The organism is Halomonas sp. GFAJ-1, assembly GCF_000236625.2.
Classification (GTDB): domain Bacteria; phylum Pseudomonadota; class Gammaproteobacteria; order Pseudomonadales; family Halomonadaceae; genus Vreelandella.
In genome coordinates this window covers 64,467-84,279 of record NZ_AHBC01000038.1, presented here as the reverse complement: position 1 = coordinate 84,279, position 19,813 = coordinate 64,467, and the positions used below count along the sequence as shown (strand labels likewise).

The 19,813-nt window shown below is 53.5% G+C and carries 17 protein-coding genes; 1 reads left to right on the top strand and 16 read right to left on the bottom strand.

The features are described 5' to 3' along the window. Positions 1–21: 21 nt before the first annotated feature. The 4 genes from mazG to cysM all read right to left on the bottom strand — a co-directional run bounded on the left by mazG (position 22) and on the right by cysM (position 5,536). On the bottom strand, positions 22–858 hold the full coding sequence (mazG, locus tag MOY_RS10310) for a nucleoside triphosphate pyrophosphohydrolase (protein WP_009099409.1): 837 nt from the start codon (positions 856–858) through the stop codon (positions 22–24). Further along, positions 858–3,134: a GTP diphosphokinase gene (gene relA, locus MOY_RS10305; RefSeq protein WP_009099407.1), complete on the bottom strand. Its 2,277-nt coding sequence runs from the start codon at positions 3,132–3,134 to the stop codon at positions 858–860. Before relA ends, mazG begins: the two co-directional genes overlap by 1 nt. A 68-nt stretch (positions 3,135–3,202) precedes the next feature. Beyond that, positions 3,203–4,639, bottom strand: a complete 1,437-nt coding sequence (rlmD, locus tag MOY_RS10300) for a 23S rRNA (uracil(1939)-C(5))-methyltransferase RlmD (protein ID WP_009099405.1) — start codon at positions 4,637–4,639, stop codon at positions 3,203–3,205. Further along, positions 4,640–5,536 carry a cysteine synthase CysM gene (cysM, locus tag MOY_RS10295; protein WP_009099403.1) on the bottom strand — a complete coding sequence of 299 codons (897 nt, stop codon included), beginning with the start codon at positions 5,534–5,536 and terminating at the stop codon, positions 4,640–4,642. A 91-nt stretch (positions 5,537–5,627) separates the two neighbouring features. Between cysM and MOY_RS10290 the strand changes: the two genes are divergently transcribed. After that, complete coding sequence (locus tag MOY_RS10290; protein ID WP_009099401.1) at positions 5,628–8,327, top strand: ATP-binding protein; 2,700 nt, start codon at positions 5,628–5,630, stop codon at positions 8,325–8,327. Here MOY_RS10290 and acpS read toward each other — a convergent pair. From acpS to rpoE, 12 genes are all read right to left on the bottom strand, one after another. Continuing rightward, positions 8,324–8,701 carry a holo-ACP synthase gene (gene acpS, locus MOY_RS10285; RefSeq protein ID WP_009099399.1) on the bottom strand — a complete coding sequence of 126 codons (378 nt, stop codon included), beginning with the start codon at positions 8,699–8,701 and terminating at the stop codon, positions 8,324–8,326. The two genes, MOY_RS10290 and acpS, sit on opposite strands and share 4 nt — an antisense overlap. Before the next feature lie 23 nt (positions 8,702–8,724). Further along, positions 8,725–9,543 (bottom strand): pyridoxine 5'-phosphate synthase, encoded by an 819-nt coding sequence (gene pdxJ, locus MOY_RS10280; RefSeq protein ID WP_009099397.1) that lies wholly within the window; start codon positions 9,541–9,543, stop codon positions 8,725–8,727. Positions 9,544–9,633: 90 nt separating this feature from the next. Continuing rightward, on the bottom strand, positions 9,634–10,326 hold the full coding sequence (recO, locus tag MOY_RS10275) for a DNA repair protein RecO (protein WP_009099395.1): 693 nt from the start codon (positions 10,324–10,326) through the stop codon (positions 9,634–9,636). Between the two features lie 8 nt (positions 10,327–10,334). After that, entirely contained in the window at positions 10,335–11,234 is a 900-nt protein-coding gene (gene era / locus MOY_RS10270; protein WP_009099393.1) for a GTPase Era, read from the bottom strand. Then, positions 11,231–11,923, bottom strand: a complete 693-nt coding sequence (gene rnc, locus MOY_RS10265) for a ribonuclease III (protein ID WP_009099391.1) — start codon at positions 11,921–11,923, stop codon at positions 11,231–11,233. The genes era and rnc overlap by 4 nt, the downstream gene beginning before the upstream one ends. 80 nt (positions 11,924–12,003) lie before the next feature. Further along, positions 12,004–12,807: a signal peptidase I gene (lepB, locus tag MOY_RS10260; RefSeq protein WP_009099388.1), complete on the bottom strand. Its 804-nt coding sequence runs from the start codon at positions 12,805–12,807 to the stop codon at positions 12,004–12,006. A gap of 15 nt (positions 12,808–12,822) precedes the next feature. Further along, entirely contained in the window at positions 12,823–14,640 is a 1,818-nt protein-coding gene (gene lepA / locus MOY_RS10255) for a translation elongation factor 4 (protein ID WP_009099385.1), read from the bottom strand. A gap of 192 nt (positions 14,641–14,832) precedes the next feature. Next, complete coding sequence (locus MOY_RS10250) at positions 14,833–16,242, bottom strand: DegQ family serine endoprotease (RefSeq protein WP_009099382.1); 1,410 nt, start codon at positions 16,240–16,242, stop codon at positions 14,833–14,835. Between the two features lie 67 nt (positions 16,243–16,309). Continuing rightward, the gene (locus MOY_RS10245) at positions 16,310–16,759 is read right to left on the bottom strand and encodes a SoxR reducing system RseC family protein (RefSeq protein WP_009099380.1); all 450 of its coding nucleotides are present in this window, start codon (positions 16,757–16,759) and stop codon (positions 16,310–16,312) included. Positions 16,760–16,777: 18 nt separating this feature from the next. After that, positions 16,778–17,758, bottom strand: coding sequence for a MucB/RseB C-terminal domain-containing protein (locus MOY_RS10240; RefSeq protein WP_009099378.1), 981 nt, complete (start codon positions 17,756–17,758; stop codon positions 16,778–16,780). 62 nt (positions 17,759–17,820) lie between these two features. Next, positions 17,821–18,549 carry a sigma-E factor negative regulatory protein gene (locus MOY_RS10235; RefSeq protein ID WP_009099376.1) on the bottom strand — a complete coding sequence of 243 codons (729 nt, stop codon included), beginning with the start codon at positions 18,547–18,549 and terminating at the stop codon, positions 17,821–17,823. 301 nt (positions 18,550–18,850) lie between these two features. After that, positions 18,851–19,450, bottom strand: a complete 600-nt coding sequence (gene rpoE / locus MOY_RS10230) for an RNA polymerase sigma factor RpoE (RefSeq protein WP_009099375.1) — start codon at positions 19,448–19,450, stop codon at positions 18,851–18,853. Positions 19,451–19,813: the final 363 nt, after the last annotated feature.

Here is a 19,813-nt window from a genome sequence, read left to right as displayed (position 1 = left end):
TTGCGGGGACGCGTTGATAGTTTAAGAGGTTAACTGTTGTTCTTGGCCTTTTGCGGCTTGCCAGTGGGCTTCCATCTCGTCAAGCGATGCCTCACTGATCGGGCAGTCGTCTTCGGCAAGCGCGCGTTCAACGTAGCGAAAGCGGCGTTCGAATTTACTGTTGGTGGCGCGCAGGCACTGTTCAGGATCGGCTCCCAGAGTGCGCGCTAAATTAGTAACGGCAAATAGTAAGTCGCCCACTTCTTCTTGAGCATGCGGGAGATCATCGGCGGCAAGCGCCTCTTCCACTTCCGCCAGTTCTTCACGAATTTTATCCAGTACTCCGCGGGCATCCGGCCAGTCAAAACCGACCCGGGCAGCGCGTTTGGAAAGTTTTGACGCACGGCTCAGCGCAGGCAGTGTACGCGGCACATCGTCGAGTACCGAAACAGATTGCTGGGCACGCTCAGCGCGTTCACCCGCTTTCAGCGCTTCCCAGCGTGAGTTTACCTGCTGGGTTTGTACATCCTCTGCATTCACCCCCGGCGGACGCCGAGATGCCAGGGTGCCGTCGGGAAACACGTGCGGGTGGCGTCGCAGCATTTTCGCGGTCAGCGTATCGACGATGTCGTGAAAGTCAAAACGCTGCTCTTCTGCGCCAAACTGAGCGTAATACACCACTTGAAAGAGCAGGTCGCCTAGCTCGCCGGGCAACTCATCATAGGCACGGCGTTCAATGGCATCGGCAACCTCGTAGGCCTCTTCTAGGGTATGGGGCACAATGCTGTCCCAGTTCTGCTTAATATCCCACGGGCAGCCCTGTTGGGTATCGCGCAACACTTGCATCAGCGTTAACAGGTCATCTAAGCGGTAACGCATTAGGCCCCTCCCTTACGGGTACTTTTCTCTGGATCGGCGTTACGCAATCGGCGCACCTCGGTCACGTTAGGCAGCTGCTGAAGCCGTGAGAAGAGCCGGCCTAGGGATTCAAGACCATCTACTTCCAGGGTAATACGCAGCCGGGCAATACCCTCATCCGTATCGGTCAGGGTATTCACCGCAAGCACGTTCACCTTTTCATTGCCCAGAAGCCCCGTGACATCCCGTAGCAGACCTGAACGATCCCAGGCTTGAATTTCAATGGTCACCGGATAGCGGGTATGGGCGCGCTCGCCCCACTCAACTTCGATAATGCGCTGAGGCTCATCCATGCGCAATTGAAGAATATTGGCACACTCCTGACGGTGCACCGTCACCCCTCGACCCTGGGTAATAAAGCCGACAATAGGTTCACCGGGTACCGGGCTACAGCAGTTCGCCATACTGGTTTTCAGGTTGCCCACCCCTAGCACCGTAATATCACTTTGAGTGGCTTTACTGGGCTGGCGGCGTGGCTTAGCCAGTAGCCGTTGGAGCTGTTCTTGGTCGTCGGTTTCACCAAATAGCTGCTGAGCTTGGTGAAGCACTTGGCCAATACGTAGATCGCCCGCCCCCAGCGCTGCATACATATCATCAGCGTTTTGGTAGTTAACGGCTTTGGCCAGCTGGATAAGGTCTAGCCCTTCCACATCCAAACGGCGCATTTCCCGCTCGAACAGAGCGCGCCCTTCCTCAAGGTTTTGATCCCGGGCCTGATATTTAAACCACGCTTGTATTTTGGCCCGCGCTCGGGAAGTGCGCACATAGCCCAGGTTTGGGTTGAGCCAGTCGCGGCTTGGGCCACCCTTGGTAGCCGTCAAAATTTCAATCTGCTGGCCGGTTTTTAGCTTATAGGTCAGCGGTACAATACGCCCATTGACCTTGGCACCTCGGCAGCGATGGCCAATTTCAGTGTGCACCCGATAGGCGAAATCGATAGGCGTGGCAATACGCGGTAGGTCGATGACGTGACCATCCGGGGTAAATACATAGTTGCGATCGGGCGCAACATCGCTTGAGAGTCCTTCGCGAAGATCACCAAAACCGCCCACTTCGTCTTGCCACTCCAATACTTGACGCAGCCAGGCGATTTTCTCTTCGTAGCTGCGGCTTTTGGCATTGGTATCGTGGCCTTTATAGCGCCAGTGGGCACAGACGCCTAGCTCTGCCTCATCGTGCATGGCAAAGGTGCGAATTTGAATCTCGATTACCTTATTATCTGGCCCCATGACAGCGGTATGCAGTGACTGATAGCCGTTTTTCTTAGGGTTGGCGATATAGTCATCAAACTCGTTGGGCACGTGATGCCAGCATGAGTGAACGATTCCCAGTACGGTATAGCAGTCGGTCACTTCTGGTACCAAGATTCGCACTGCACGTACGTCGTGTACCTGGGAAAAGTCGATCCGCTTGCGCTTCATTTTGCGCCAAATGGAGTAGATGTGCTTCGCTCGACCGCTAACGTCGTAACGCAGTATGTTCTGGGCTTCCATCAAGCTTTTGAGGGTTTCCACGACGTCATGGATATAACGGTCACGATCCAGACGTTTTTCGGCCAATAGCTTCGCAATCGCTTTGTAATCGTCTTCATGCAGGTAGCGAAACGAGAGGTCTTCAAGCTCCCATTTAATTTGGCCAATCCCCAAACGGTGGGCAAGCGGCGCATAGATGTCCGCCACTTCACGGGCAACTTGAAGGCATTTTTCCCGGGGCGCATCTTTGACTTGGCGCAGCGCGCAGGTGCGTTCAGCAATTTTAATCAGCGCGACGCGCACATCACCCACCATGTTAACCAGCATTTTGCGCAGGTTTTCCTGCTGATTGTGCTGGCCCATGGCATGGTTGGGTGTCAATGGATAGCTAATAGCCGCCATTTGTAAAACACCGTCGATGAGCTGGGCGACTTCACTGCCAAAACGCTTGGTCACTGCGTCTATACTGAGTAGCCCTTCACGCACCGCACGGTAGAGTACGGCGGCCTCAAGGGTTGTCTGGTCAAGCTTAAGCTCAGCCAGTATGTCGGCCATCTCAAGCCCCATACGAAAACTAGAGCCTGCCGAGAGCCACACGCGGTGAGTATTAGGTGCCTCGCGCTCTAACTGTTCGGCCAGTTCGCAGGCTTGCAGCAGCCTCTCGGGTTCACGTAGGCGCACATCCTCTTGAAGGCGCGTTAACCATTGTTGTATATCCACTTTTCCGCTTTGAGTGAGCGGTTGGTCTTCACGCACTTTCACCATGGCAATATCATCCTTTCAGGGTGACGGCGTTCGCCGGGCCGCCACCGAGGCTTGATGCAATGGGCAAACTAGCCCCCGTATTCAAACAGCATCAGCGTTTCCATATGAGCAGTGTGCAGGAACATATCTGCTACCGCTACTTGCTTGACGCGGTAACCTGCATGCACAAGGTGTGCCGCATCCCGGGCTAAGGTTGCCGGGTCGCAGGAAATGTAAGCCACTTTGGGTACTTTATGTCGGCCTAAGGCTTGGCAAATCGCTTCTGCCCCACTACGCGGCGGATCAAGCACCAGCGCTTCTATTGGCTGCTCACTTAATAAGGCGTGTACCGTTTTTGCGTCGCTTAAATCTGCCTGTTGCACAGAAACGGCAAGCTGATTTAGACGAGCATTGGCGGCGATGCGCTCAACCATCGCGGGATTACCCTCCACGGCGTGCACCTTGGCCCCTGCCGCTGCTAAAGGAAGGCTAAAGTTGCCTATTCCCGCAAATAGATCAGCGACCCGCTGCCCCTGGACTGGAGAGAGCCATTCAGCCACCTGGGCCACCATTTTTTGATTGACCTCCGCGTTGACCTGAAGGAAATCACCGGGCGCAAACTGTAAGTTTAGAGCAGAGTTTGCCTGGGTATTGCTCAAGTCGCTCTCTGATGCAGTGGGCGTTAGCGTATCTGTCAATTGCGGTGCTGCACCATACCAGTGCAGTGATGGGCCTTCGCGCCCTAACCACGCACCTAAACTTACCTGCTGCTGATCAGCAAAACATTGCCAGCGGGCGTTATCTTGAGCGTGCTCCTTTAACTGGCGAACCAGTATTAACGTGACATCTTCCGTGGCGACAAGCTCAATATGGCCCACTTGGCGCGGCGCTTCTAACGTGGCTAGCAGCTGCCGTAAAGGCCCTATTAGCGCCTGCAACTGCGGCACCAGCACATAACACTGCTGAATATCCACCAAGCGGTGGCTATGGGGCGCACGAAAGCCAAGCAGCACGCTGCCGCTCCCGTCGACTTTAACGCCCAGCCGCGCTCGCCGCCGATAGCTTTCATGGCTACCGTTAATCGCGGCGATGGACTCAAGCGTAATGCCCTGTCGGGCCATTAATTCGGTGACTACTTCGCGCTTATGGGCACGCTGGGCGTTGATATCTAAATGCTGCAGATCGCAGCCACCGCACTGACCAAAATGGGGGCACGGCGGCACCACACGTTGCGCAGAGGTAGTGAGCTGCGTTTTGATATGCGCTTCATCAAAACGTTTGCGCGTCACGTGCACCCCTACTACTACTTGCTCACCGGGCAGCGCCTGGCTAACAAATACGGTTTTACCCGCTGCGTTATGGGCGACACCACGCCCGTCATGGGCTAAACGCTCAATGACCAGCGGTGCGGAGGCATCACTTTTTACGGCATCGCTCGGTTGCAGTGCTTTACCGCTAGGCGTACGCGCCAAGCCCGAGTGCCCTGAGGCGGGGCGGGGGGGCCGCCGTTTTCCCAACATTGCCATCTATACCTCCGGGGCAAACAGGCCTGTTGAGAGATAACGATCACCACGGTCGCACACAATAAACACAATAACGGCATTTTCCGTTTGTTCCGCAATGCGCAGCGCACCCGCCAAGCAACCGCCAGATGACACACCGGCTAGAATGCCCTCTTCACGGGCTAAACGGCGCATGTGCGCTTCGGCTTCTTGCTGGCCGATGTCTAGCGTGACGTCGACGCGGGGCGCTTCAAAAATCGCGGGCAAATACTCTTGTGGCCAGCGGCGAATGCCAGGAATGCTGGCGCCGTCAGCGGGCTGAAGCCCAACGATTTGAATCGCTTCTTTCTGCTCTTTAAGATAGCGGGAAACCCCCATAATGGTGCCAGTGGTGCCCATCGAACTAACAAAGTGCGTCACCTCGCCGCCGGTTTGCTGCCAAACCTCGGGGCCGGTTGTGCGGTAATGCGCCAGTGGGTTATCTGGATTGGCAAACTGGTTTAGTGGCTTGCCCTCGCCTCTGGCTATCATCGCATCGGCAATATCCCGCGCCTCTTCCATACCGCCTTCTTTACTGGCAGAAATCAGCTTAGCGCCATAAGCCGCCATGGCCTGCTTACGCTCAGCCGAGGCATTTTCAGGCATCACCAACACCATGTTGTAGCCTTTTATGGCTGCCGCCATGGCAAGAGCTATCCCCGTATTACCCGATGTTGCTTCGATTAACGTATCGCCTGGCGTAATTTCTCCACGCGCTTCGGCTTCACTGAGCATCGAAAGTGCCGGGCGGTCTTTAACAGAACCCGCCGGGTTATTGCCTTCCAGCTTGGCTAGCAACGTATTGTTGCGGCCAGCGGTAATTCGCTTTAAGCGCACAAGGGGCGTATTGCCAACCACATCTTCTAACGTGGGATAATTCATCTTACGTTCCTTATCGTAACCGTTATGCTGCATTATATCGGTGCTGCCTGTGAGTGGACAGGCAACCTCATTGAATCAACGAGCTTCTTACATGTCTTTGAACACGCGCCTGCTGTTTGCCCTACTGGGTTTTCCTCTGCTGGTCTACGCCTTCATGGCCATCTTGCTGGTGGTACAGAGCGACCTGACTGGCCGTAAGGTACTCAAAGAGCGCCTGGTTAGCGCTGGCGAACTGACTGCCCCGAGCTTGGGCAGTGCAATGATCGATGGCGACCTCCAACGCCTTGAGGATATTGCCAGACAGCTCCTAGAGCACCGTGGTTTTCGCGCCGTTACGCTGTTTGATGAACAAGGTAATCGTCTCTTAGTGCTTGGCCGCTCTATGCCCCCGCCCCCACGCCTCCATGCGCCTGATGCCACATCTGTGACTCAGGAAGAGGAGGTCTGGCGACTGCAGGTGCCACTCACCGCGCACTCTAGTGATCACACACGCCGCTCGGGCACTGGCTGGTTAGAGGCCGAAATGGAAACGCGAGCGCTTACGTTAGAGCGCTATAAAAAAATCGCCAGTTTCAGTTTAGGCGGCATGCTGCTGGGCTTACTGCTTTTTTTGATCGCCTATGCTATCAGCCGCTATACCACCCGCCCCATTGAAGAAGCCAACCAAGCGCTTTACCGTTTATCTCGAGGGGATTATCGACTGTATTTGTCGGAGGCAAATCCCCGCGAGCTTAAACAGCTCACCGGGCATATTAATAGCCTAGCTGAGCACTTACAGCAGGCGCAGCAGGATATGCAGAACCAAATCGAGCAGGCTACCAGTGAGCTTCAAGAGTCCATGGAGACCATTGAAGAACAAAATATCAAGCTCGACCTTGCTCACCGCAGCGCCCTGCGCGCCAACGCGGTGAAATCGGAATTTTTAGCCAACATGAGCCATGAAATTCGCACGCCGCTCAATGGCATTATCGGCTTTTGTCGTTTACTCGGCCGTTCAACGCTGGATGCCCGCCAACAGGAGTGGCTAGAGCACGTTCACCGGGCGTGCGATAACTTGCTTATGCTGGTTAATGATGTGCTCGATTTTTCCAAGCTGGAAGCCGACCGGCTTACCTTAGAAGAGGTTGAGGTGGATGTTGTCGCGCTGGTCGATGAAGTCGTTGGTCTCTACGCTCCGGAAGCCCAGCGGAAACGGCTCCATCTGGTCGCGATGGTTTACGATGATGTGCCTACGCCGCTGTGCGGCGACCCACTACGTATTCATCAGGTGCTCAGCAACCTTATCAGCAATGCTTTAAAATTCACCACAAAAGGAGAAGTCATTGTTCGGGTGATGCTAGACACTCTGGAAGGCCGGCATGTGGTGCTGAATATTAGCGTCAGCGATACAGGCATTGGGTTAAGCGATGAGCAGCAAAAGCAGTTATTTAGCGCGTTTTCGCAGGCTGAGCCTAGTCACTCGCGCCAATTTGGTGGCAGCGGCTTGGGCTTAACCATCTGTCGGCAGCTGATTGAGCGCATGGGGGGAACAATTAGCGTCAACAGTGAGCTTGGCCACGGTGCTACGTTCTCTTTTACGCTTCCTTTGCTGGCGCATTTAGCCGACGAACGGCCGCCCGAAATAGCCTTGGCAAACCCCACCATACGAATCCACGAACCCCACCTCGCTACTCGCCATGTGCTTGAACACCTGCTAGAGCGATGGGGAGCCAATCCAGTGACATTTATTGAAGCCGGAAATGAAGAGCTAATCATTTTAGGGCTAGAAGCCGAAGACTTTGCAGGCGATCGCAAAAACTACTGGCAATCTGTCATTGCCGAAACGCTTTGCCCGACGTTGATACTGGCCAACACCTCCAGTTTGGATTTACCTCAATGGGTGCTGCCAAACGGCGGTGAGATGTTGTGTAAGCCCTTTACCCGCGCACAGTTGGTCACCACCATTAAGCAACTGTTACAACCCAGCCAACCAGTACAGATTAACTCCCCAACGACGGTACGCACGCTGCCTTCATCGTTGCTAAACATTCTTATCGTGGATGACAACACCCCTAATCGTGAGCTGTTAAAAGCCATGCTGGAGAATGAGCATATTAAGATCGCGCTCGCCGCAAGCGGCCAGGAAGCGCTTGAGTATGCTCGCCAGGAAACCGCTGATTTAGTACTCATGGATATTCGCATGCCAGGGATGGATGGCGTTCAAACCACCAAAGCGCTCCGCCGTATCAATAATAGCTGGGCGCGCTGCCCGATTATTGCGGTTACGGCCCATGCGCTTGGCAGCGAGCGACAACAGTGGCTAACAGAGGGGTTAGACGATGTACTGATCAAGCCGGTGGACGAAGCGCAGCTTCAGCAACTCTTGCAACGCTTTTTAGGCGTTGCACCGCTGGCACAGAAAACCCACATTGAGCCGAGTGCTGCCCAGGCGTTGCCGCCTGCACCCGACAAGCTACCCGTTATTGACTTAGTGCTAGGCACACGCTTAGCAGGGGGTAAAGAGCATCTAGCTAGAGAGCAGTTAAAACGTTTAGTCGATAGTCTGGCGGAGAGCCAGCAGAAGATGCGCAGTGCCTACGAAGCGCACGACTTAACGACGCTGTTAGACTGGGTGCACGGCTTAAACGGCGCCAGCCGCTACTGTGGTGCCCCAGAGCTAGCCTTGCTGGTGGAAAGCTTAGAGACGCGCTTGCGCACCAGCGGTTTAAATAACGCTGAAGGCTTACTTAATGAGCTATACAACGCCATGGAGCGACTCCAGGCCCAGCGCGATACCTTGGTTAGGCCCTAGGCTTCGAGAATCACAAAAGCCACCGCGTAGTCCGCCTCATCGCTAAGGGTTACATGAGCGGTAGTCGCGCCGCTGGCTTGAAACAGGCGCTGTGCTTCGCCGGTCAGTACGAAGCTTGGCTTACCTAATGCGTCATTGACGACTTGGATATCACTCCACTGCATACCGCTGCGCAAACCAAGTCCAAGGGCTTTTACGAAGGCCTCTTTAGCAGCGAAACGCTTAGCTAGGTAGGCCTCCGGCTCACCTTTTTGACGCCAAACGGATTGCTCTTGAGACCCTAGAATACGCGCTGCAAAACGTGGCCCATGTCGCTGGATAGCGCGAGCAAAGCGTTCTACCCGCGCAATATCAGAACCAATACCCACAATCACTGATTAACACCCATGCTCATAGATCAATGCCCACAACAGCCGCTGTGCTGATGGTCATGCTCGTGTTCGTGCTCATGGGCATCTAACGCCGCCATTAAACCTGCTTCTTGGCCTGCGATGATTAAGCGCTTCATCTCTTGCACGGCCTCTTTTAGCCCTACAAACAGTGCTCTAGCAATAATCGCGTGACCAATGTTCAACTCGTTAAGACCGAGTAATGCCGAAATAGCTTCAACGTTGTGGTAGTGCAGACCATGACCGGCGTTTACCACTAAGCCTGAAGACACCGCGTGAATCGCCGCATTACTTAGGCGCTCATATTCAGCATTAGCCGTTTCACTGCCTGGCTGTGCTTCTGCATAGGCACCTGTATGCAGTTCAATGGTAGGTACACCGGCGCGAACGGCGGCATCAATCTGCGCCTCATCGGGGTCAATAAAGAGAGAGACATCGCAGCCAGCCGCCTTAAGGCGCTTACAGGCGTTGGCAATCAGATCAAACCCGCCGACTACGTCCAAGCCACCTTCGGTAGTGAGTTCTTCGCGCTTTTCGGGCACCAGACATACATGCGCGGGGCGTATCTCTTCTGCCAGCTGAAGCATCTCTTCGGTGACGGCCATCTCCAAGTTCATACGCGTATTGAGCATTTCAGCCAATAAACGCACATCCCTGGGCTGTATGTGGCGCCGGTCTTCACGTAGATGCACCGTAATACCGTCAGCCCCTGCCTCTTCGGCGAGAAGTGCTGCCTGTACGGGGTCTGGGTAGCGAGTGCCACGCGCTTGGCGCAGCGTCGCAATGTGATCAATGTTAACGCCCAATAAAATCCTCGGGGGGTGCATACCATGTCTCCAATAATGTGCAGCTGATATTCGCTAACTGAGTAGTGCCTAAAAAGTAGTGCTTAAAAAGTAGCGCCTAAAAAGGAGTGTTTAACGCTGTCGACGGCGGGCTAGATCGAGCATCAGCTCTCTTGAGCGCAGTGCAGTTGCACCCAAATGAGGCGCAAGCGCTGCCCGCATTACCGCTTTTAAAGCGCTGGCTAACCCTGTTGACTGCCAATCGCCCTGCTCAATATAACGCAGTGTGCGACCTTCAATCCCCTTCTCAGCAGGTTGAAAAGCACGGCTTAACGCATCAAAGCGGTAGCGGGTTTGTGGGTCCAGCGGATGACCTTCCGGCGAACAAAAACGCGGCGTCGCCTCTAAAACCTCAAGCAGCGACCACTCAAACCTACGCAAACCAAGGGCACGCTCGGCGGGCGTAGGCAGCGCTTCTAACAAAGCACTGTAGTAGGCAAAGACTTCTTGGGCGCTTAACTCCAGGGGGAGTAGCCGTGTCGCAATCTCATTGGCATAGAGGCCGCAAAGCAGCCCTTCGCCTGCTAGCAGCGCTGTTTGCCCACGGGACTCCATCAGGGTTAACCGTTTAAGCTCCTGCTCACCCCGCCAAGCCACGAATAGCGGCGTAAACGGCTGCAGACGCTGGCGAGATTTAGAGCCGGGCCGCTGCCCTCCGTGGGCAACAGCGCGGATACGCCCGTGATTAAGCGTTAAAAGATCCACCAGCGCACTGGTTTCACGGTAAGCCCTGCGGTGCAGTAAAAACGCGGGCTCCGCCGACATTGCAGCACTCAATCGAGGTCGTAACCCAAGCTTTTCAGTGCGCGCTCGTCATCCGACCAGCCGCGCTTCACTTTCACCCACAGGTTAAGCATTACCTTGGTACCTAGCGCTCGCTCCATATCCAAACGCGCTTCGCGGCCAATGCTCTTGATTCGATCACCGTTTTCGCCAATCAGAATCACTTTTTGCCCCTGGCGCTCAACGAGTATCAGCGCGCTGATGTGGGTAACTCGCTCGGTCTCGCGGAACTCTTCAATCTCCACGGTCATCTGGTACGGCAGCTCATCACCCAACTGGCGCATCACTTTTTCACGCACCAGCTCGGCTGCCATAAAGCGCAGGCTCTTATCGGTGATTTGGTCTTCGGGGAAAAAGTGAATACTTTCCGGCAGATGCTTGGCCACTTCTTCTTCTAGCGTGTCTACCTGGGTACCATGCTTGGCGGAAATGGGTACCACTGCCGCAAACTCACGGCGGGCGCCCACTTCAGCCAGCCAAGGCAGTAGATCGCTTTTATCAGTGAGACGATCCACTTTATTAACCGCCAAAATGACCGGCGCCTTCACGTGCTCTAAGCGCTTCAATACCGCCTGGTCTTCCTCGGTCCAGCGGGTGCGGTCGATAATAAACACCACACAGTCGACATCGCGCAGCGCCTGGGTGGCCGCTTGGTTCATAAAGCGATTAATGGCTTTATTACGGTCTTTGGACATGATGTGCATGCCCGGCGTATCCACATAAATAAACTGGGTCTCATCAACCGTTTTAATCCCCATTACCTGGTGGCGAGTGGTTTGCGGCCGCCGCGAGGTAATAGAGATCTTTTGCCCTAGAATTCGATTCATGAGGGTTGATTTGCCTACGTTAGGCCGACCAACGATGGCCACGAATCCGCAGGTTTGGCTCATGATTTATCTCCAGGATTTTTTTCAAGGTGGGAAAGGGCTTCTTCAGCTGCCTGCTGTTCCGCATGGCGGCGGCTAGGGCCTTTACCCGTGGTATGCTCGCTCAACAAATCAATGTAGCACTCCACGGTAAAGGTCTGGGCATGCGCCTCTCCCTTTACAGAGACCACTTCATAGCGCGGCAGCGCCGCTTGGCGCGACTGCAAGAACTCTTGTAAGCGTGTTTTAGGATCTTTCTGGGTGTCTTGCAATGAGATACTCTCTAGGCGCTCAGCGTACCAAGCCATCACACGCTCGCGAACCGTATCCATACCCGCATCAAGATAGATCGCCCCAATCACGGCCTCAACGGCATCCGCTAGAATGGACTCGCGGCGGTGGCCACCGCTTTTCATTTCGCCAGAGCCAAGCCGCAAGCACTCGCCAAAGGCCATCTCGCGAGCTAACTCCGCCAGGGTTTGCCCCTTCACCAGACGGGCACGCAAACGTGACAGCTGCCCTTCTCTGGCCTGGGGAAATCGTTGAAACAGCGCTTCAGCAATCACAAAGTTGACGATAGAGTCACCTAAAAATTCCAGGCGCTCATTGTTACGACCACCGTAGCTACGATGCGTCATGGCCAGTTCCAAAAGCGAGTGGTCGCCAAAGGTATGGCCGATTCGTCGGCAAAAAGCGGTTAAGGGATTACTCACAGTGCTCCTACGTCATTGACGTTAACTAAGATAACCACACTATCGGCTTGCAACATAATCGGTTTGCAACATATACAGCGTCACTCAATACGACGCACGCTGGAGAAACTGGGTAGCCCGCCATCCCAATGCATCCAAACTGCAAAGGCACGCCCAACGATGTTCTCTTCCGGCACAAAGCCCCAGTAGCGGCTATCGTTGGAGTGGTCTCGGTTGTCCCCCATGGTGAAGTAGTGACCTTCAGGCACGACAACTTCGCGCATTTGCGGACCAGGGTCTCGGGGGTTGTTATAAATATAGTGGCTAACGCTACCCAGACGCTCTTCTAACAGTAGCTGCTGAGGCGAGCGTTCAGGCCCCTCTTCAATCAGCGATTTGCCAACCGGCTCACCATTAATATATAGCTGCTTACCCTCATAACGGACACTGTCGCCGGGCAGCCCGACGACTCGCTTAATGAAGTTAACGGCTGGCTCGTCGGGGAAGCGAAATACCATTACATCGCCCCTCTCCGGGTCATCCACTTCGAAAAAGCGGTTATGCACTACGGGTAGACGCAGCCCATAGGCGAATTTATTCACAAGAATAAAATCACCTACCTCAAGGGTAGGCTTCATCGATCCCGAGGGGATTTGAAACGGCTCAACAATAAAGCTGCGCACCACCAGGACGACCAAAAGCACAGGGAAAAAAGAGCGCGAATAATCGACCGGCCAGGGCTCTTTTAACAGCTTTTCACGGGTGGGCGCATCCAGCCCATCAGTAGTTGCCGCTTCAGCAGTGGCAACGCGTTGACGTCGTTTAGGGCGAAGCCAAAGCACATCCAGCAAGTAGACGAAGCCCGAAATTGCGACAGCCAGTACCAGTAGTAATGAAAAATCCATGGGGGGTTAGATTCCCTAGTCGTTAACCTTGAGCACAGCAAGGAAGGCATCCTGGGGAATTTCAACGCGCCCCACTTGTTTCATTCGCTTCTTACCGGCTTTCTGTTTCTCAAGCAGTTTCTTTTTACGACTTACATCGCCGCCATAACATTTGGCCGTCACGTTTTTACGAAGCGCTTTCACCGTTGAGCGAGCGACGACCTGTCCGCCGATGGCCGCTTGAATAGCCACATCGAACATCTGCCGAGGAATAAGCTCTTTCATCTTCTCCACTAGCAGACGGCCACGGTTATGGGCATGGTCGCGATGGATAATAACGGCCAGCGCGTCAACTTTATCGCCGTTAATTAACACGTCCAGACGAACCAACTTAGCTGCTTCAAAACGTTCGAAGTTATATTCAAGCGATGCATAACCACGGGAAATCGACTTCAAGCGGTCAAAGAAGTCCATGACCACTTCGGACATCGGCAACTCATAGGTCAACTGAATCTGATTACCCAGGAATTGCATATCCAACTGCGTTCCACGGCGCTGCTCACACTCCGCAATCACGTTACCCACGTACTCTTGAGGCACCAGGATGCTGGCACGCACGATAGGTTCACGCATCTCGTCCACGTCGGCCATATCAGGCAATTTAGACGGGTTGGAGATGTAGCACACATCGCCATTTTTCATGGCTAATTCATAAACAACCGTGGGTGCGGTGGTAAGCAGGTCAATATCATATTCACGTTCAAGCCGCTCCTGGATAATCTCCATGTGCAGCGTGCCAAGAAAGCCCACGCGAAAGCCAAAGCCAAGAGCATCAGAGTTTTCCGGCTCATATTCTAACGAGGCATCGTTAAGCGCGAGTTTTTCAAGTGCATCACGAAAGTCTTCGTAATCATCTGCACTGACAGGGAACATACCTGCATAAACCTGGGGCTTAACTTTTTGGAAACCTGGCAGGCGTGGAACGTCGGGCGTTTTGGTATGGGTAATAGTGTCACCCACCGGCGCCCCGTGAATCTCTTTAATACCGGCGACAATAAAACCTACTTCGCCAGCACGTAAAATGTCGGTCTGCTTCCGTTGAGGAGTGAAGATACCCACTTCTGTGGCACCCCAGTCGCGGCCTGTCGATTTGATGCGGATCTTATCACCTTTACGCAGCGTGCCATCAAATAACCTAACCAGCGAAACAACCCCCAAATAGTTATCAAACCAGGAGTCGATAATCAGCGCTTGCAGTGGCGCATTTGGGTCGCCTTTCGGTGGTGGAATATCGCGAACTAACCGTTCAAGCAGAGCATCGATACCAATTCCGCTTTTAGCTGATACTTGGCAGGCATCAGTCGCATCAAGACCGATAATTTCTTCGATCTCCTGGGCAACCTTGTCACAGTCCGCTTGGGGTAAATCGATTTTGTTTAGTACAGGTAGGACTTCAAGTCCCTGCTCAATAGCGGTATAGCAGTTGGCGACCGATTGAGCCTCTACACCCTGCGCAGCATCCACCACCAGCAATGCACCTTCACAAGCGTAGAGCGAGCGAGAAACCTCGTAAGAAAAATCAACGTGGCCAGGCGTATCGATAAAGTTAAGCTGATACACCTGCCCATCGGCAGCGGTGTAATCTAGCGTGACCGACTGAGCTTTAATGGTAATCCCACGTTCGCGCTCAATGTCCATGGAGTCGAGCACTTGCTCTTTGAGTTCACGCTCGGTTAAACCTTCGCAGGTTTGAATCAAACGATCTGATAGCGTCGACTTACCATGATCGATATGGGCGATGATGGAGAAATTTCTAATATGCTTAAGCTTTCCGCTGGAAACGTCTTGAGACATCGAGTGTGCTCTACCTTATGGGTGCGCAAGTGGTGATTGGCTCTATTTGGCCAACGAGCGCAGGCCATAGTATTTGCCCGCACCACCAAATTGCCAATGTTCGTCAAAAAGATAAGCGCTATTGTAGCGATATGCGCGGGATAGGAACAGCAGTCCGGCGAGAACCGCCGGACTGGAAGGATATTAGAGGGGTTACTCTAGGCGTAAAGCTACAAACAGTGAGCGGCCATCGCGGTATAGGCGTAGCGGAATAGCACGGTCACTGGGCAGTTCTTCAACGATGCGCAGCAGCTCATCAGCGGAGGACACACTGCGATGATCGATACTCACCAACACATCGCCCGGGCGTAGGCCAGCCTGGGCGGCCACGCTATTGGCTTCAACCTGACGAACCTCAACACCGCCGCTAATATTTAAACGCTCGCGGGTAGCTTCATCAATTTCTGCTACCGAAACCCCTAAACGCACTTGATCATTACTGCCGGACGGCCGTTGAGCTGCTTCGGAATCCGGCCAGTTGCCGAGTTCAACCGTTTCAGTCACCTGCTCGCCATCGCGCATAAGCGTAAGCTCTACTTCCCGCCCTGGTGCTACACGGCCAATTAAGCGCGGCAAGGTGCTGGAACGATCAACTTCTTCACCGTTGACTTCTACCACTACATCGCCAGCCTGAAGGCCACCTTGGGCCGCAGGGCCTTCAGGGTCGAGGTCGGCAATCAGCGCGCCAATCGCTTCATCCATGCCAAAAGATTCGGCTAAGTCCCTGGAAACGGGCTGAATCATCACACCCAGCCAGCCCCGACTGACCTGACCATCTTCACGCAGTTGGTCGGCCACATCCATAGCAACGTTGATAGGGATAGCAAAAGAGAGCCCCATGAAACCGCCGCTGCGGGTAAATATTTGCGAGTTGATCCCGACTACTTCGCCCTGGAGGTTAAACAGTGGACCGCCCGAGTTACCAGGGTTAATCGCCACATCAGTTTGAATAAAGGGAACGTACGCGTCACGCGGCAGCGTACGATTAATCGCGCTCACAATACCGGCAGTGACCGAGTAGTCGAAGCCAAACGGTGAGCCAATGGCGGCAACCCATTCACCAACTCTAAGCTCGTCTGAATCACCCAAATTCAGCACAGGAAGATTGTTAGCATCGATTTTGAGCAGCGCGACATCCGTTTGGCTGTCGCTGCCAATCAGTTCGGCTGTCAGCTCACGACGGTCGTTCAAGCGTACCAATATCTCATCGGCATCCTGCACCACATGCGCGTTCGTTAGCACATAGCCATCTGCACTAATCACAAAGCCCGACCCTAGGGATTGGCGCTCCTGGCTTCTGCCCTGGCTGCCCCCAGGCGGCATGGGAAAGCTGTCACCAAAGAAGTGCCGAAATATTTCGGGAAGTTCTTGTCCACCAAACCCATGCCCGGCAGGACCGCCGCGCTGGATGGTTCGGCTAGTGGAAATATTCACAACACCAGGAGCTGCATCTTCAACCAGCTCAGTGAAGTCTGGAAGGCTTTGCGCATGGGCAGTTTGGCCCATCATAAGTAGCGCAACTAAGCATAGCCACAGGGTAGAGGGAAGAACCAAGCGCTTCATGCAACAGCTCCTAGTCAAGCAAACACCATACGAAGGGGAAGCAACTCACTGTGAGTTACAAGGACTATTAACTGACCAATCGAGGGCGAAAGCGTTCCGTACGCCCGCTCATGCCATATTTAAGGGCAACAGTACCACTGATCAATGCCCCAAAAAAAACAGCGGCACTCTGCCACTCTGAAGCTCCCGCCCAGGCAGCTGAGCCTGACAGTATCAATGCAATTAATAGCGGCAAGGTATAAACCAGTAGCGCGACTGCAGTCAGGTCGTTTTTAGGTACGCTAAACGTAACGGAAGCACCTAAAGGGTAGCGCTGCTCATACTGTTCAGGAGGGCAGCTGGGCTTCACTACAAGCTGCTGCTGTTGACGGCGAGCCATCAGCCCCATTCCACATCCACGACCTTTGGCACACTGCTCGCAGCTTGCCCTCACTGATACATCAACGGTAATACCTTGGCGCGGCACATACCCCACCACCGTGCCAGTGCGCAGCAATTCAGAGCAGGAGTCAGTCATAGGTAGTTACCGGAGCGCTCATTCAAACTCAACAGATTGTACAATTCGAAGCAGCAGTGCTGGCGGCAGTTCGCCAATGCCTATCAACTGCCAGCGCTGCTCGCCTATCGTGGCAAACTCAACAGCCACAGTAGACACGCCAAGGGTGTGGATACCCGGTTCAAGCGCTGTTTGCGTTACCGGGACTGCAAATATACTTAAAGAGGCTAAGCCGTCACTAAAAAAACGATGCTCAGTTTCCCTGGCACCACCTTCGATAGGTTGTGCCACAAACCCTTCGGGCAACCAAGTAACCTGCCAGCCTGGATCAGGCATTGCGTAGGCATTGTCACCACTAATCGAACCACTGTAGGGTTCAGGGGATTGGAGCTGAGTCATCTGAAAGGTTTCAAGTACTCTGCCCTGAGAATCACTTAATACAGATTTTAATAACAGACCCGTCTCTTGATCCACCCACCACCCATGATGATAGCGCTCGTCATCGTGGGGCAAAAAGTTTAGCTGAACAGCTGAGCGCCCAGCTACCCTGGCGTCGTTTTCAAGCGTAATAGCGTAGTTATCTGCAATATGTGTGGCCCAGGCTTCAAGCGTAGACGGTGAATCACTCTCACTGGCATCAAACCATGCCAGCCGCCCAACATGTGAGCGGCGCTCAACGCTAACAGAGGGGCCATCAAGGTGTTGAACCACTTGCTGACGAACGCCTTCATGAATCCGGTGGGATAGCGCTAGCGTGCGCACTCCCAGCGCATCTATAGAAACGGCTCTTGCTTGAAATAAATAACAGTGGCTTGCGTACCTGCTGTACACAAGCCACTGCTCGACACTTTCAGGAGTGCCTTGAGAGACTGTTGAAGCACAAACGCTAGAAGCAGCTGACGCATCATGACTGCTTGCTTCTGCTGGAACTAAAAAAAAGTTTGCACTTAACACACATAAACTAAGCGCAAACACTTTTTTCACAGGGATACCTTTTTTGGTAAAAGCAGATGCCGACATACCTCTATTAGCTATTCCCTTACCTACGTTACTCATATCCGTTACACATCTCGGCTTAGCGGTTAGCGCTGGCCAAGGGGCTCTGTAACAGATGAGGAGCGCATCAAAGGCATCCAGCTATCTGCATTGCCGCTAGCAGCACCTTGAGCATGCTGCTCTAGGTATGACTGAAGCAAACGAATTTGATCAATATCAATCGACGTGCCCTGCTGCGACATCACATTTTGTGGCATGGAGGGTGCAGAGAAGCCAGCCTCGCTGACATTCATTAACCCGCTCCCACCCTGACCGTTAATACGAAACGGTGTGGGTTCAAACATTGGCATGTCGGATTGAGACATAGTAGCGGGCTGCATGGATGTTAGGCTAACCGGCTGTACTTGTGCGCCCACAGCAGGTGTCGCTGCTAAGTCGCCAGTACCTTGCCCAGAGGTGCTGCCATTACTGCCGAAAAACTGTACGCCTGTAATTACCATTAACGATACAGCTGCGGCAACACCGGCTCCACGTGCAAATGAAACACCATTGGCTTTGGCTGGGGTGCCCTTCTGCTCATCGTCTAGCAATGGCGCTGGCTCGTCACGCAATCGCGCCATAATACCTGCGGAGAGATCAACACTCACGTCCACGTCGCGCTCACGCTGCATCATGCTGCGCGCTAAATGGTAACGTCGCCATGTCTCTGCCGCATCACTGTCATCAGGCAGCGACTTCAACACTCGGCGTAGCTCAAGCTCATCACTTTCGCCATCCATTAACGCCGAAAGCGATTCCCGTGTGTTTTGACTCATACTTCACACCCTCACACTGTGTTAGAAGGAGCACCGCAGTTATTCTGCAAGCAATACAGAACACGTCGGTCGCTCCATAGGCCAAGACCCTACTGCAAAACTGTTTGCAAAATCTTAGTCCAAAGTCCCTATTTCAAATCTCTTGTTCAGGGCTATGACGCTTCTCTTGCCAGACAGTTCACAAAAAAAGAAAAAACGTAAGATAATGTGACAGCCAGATAATATCGCCATTTATCAACGGCTGGGCACTAGCGATTTTGATCAAAAACAATGCCCTGCCAGAGCGATTACGCCTCTACCGTTACTCCTCGCGACTGTTACGCGCCGTAGTGACCAGCGGACGAATATGCTCATCAACCGCTTCACGCGCGCGAAAAATACGCGAACGCACAGTACCTACCGGGCACTGCATTATCTGAGCAATATCCTCGTAGGCAAGACCGTCTAACTCTCGTAACGTGATAGCAGTGCGCAAATCTTCCGGCAGTTTCTCGATAGCTTCATAAACAGCCGCCTCAAGCTGGTCACGCGAGATGGCCGCCTCAGGGGACTCGGCATCTGCCAAGCGGCCGCTTTGATCGACAATTTCGGCATCGACAATATCCAAGTCACTCCCTGGCGGCCGCCGCCCCCGGGAGACCAGGTGATTTTTCGCTGTATTTATCGCTATCCGGTACATCCACGTATAAAACGCACTTTCTGCACGAAACTTGCCAAGCGCCCGATACGCTTTAATAAACGCTTCTTGAGCGACGTCCTGCACCTCTGAGTGATCGTGCACATAACGTCCAATCAAACCAATAATCTTGTGCTGGTATTTTTTCACCAGTAGATCAAAAGCGCGGGTATCACCTTTTTGGGCACGCTCAACAAGCTGTTGGTCTGTTTCACGGGTGCCCATTCACACGCTCCTCCTGCTTGTACGACATACATCGAACCTGGGGTGTTTTTCGCCCTTTAACGTGGGCATTCACAGCAAGCAGCATAGCGTCCCTTGGGCATTGTTTAATAATAATGATGACATCAGATGGCAACGTTGCGCCCTCTGCTCTTTATGCGATTAATCTTCAATGGTGCTTAGTGTTACGCGTTCTGTTCAGCGCATCAAGCGCTTAGCTGTGTTAGCGGGAACCTTGCGCTAGTCATCTGGCAATGAAAACGTTGGCTTCTGCTCACCAAACGCTGAGGCTGACACCTTCCGGCATATTCAAGTTCCGCAACAATTGATTTTTACTCCCCTGACACGCCATAGTAGAGGCCACTT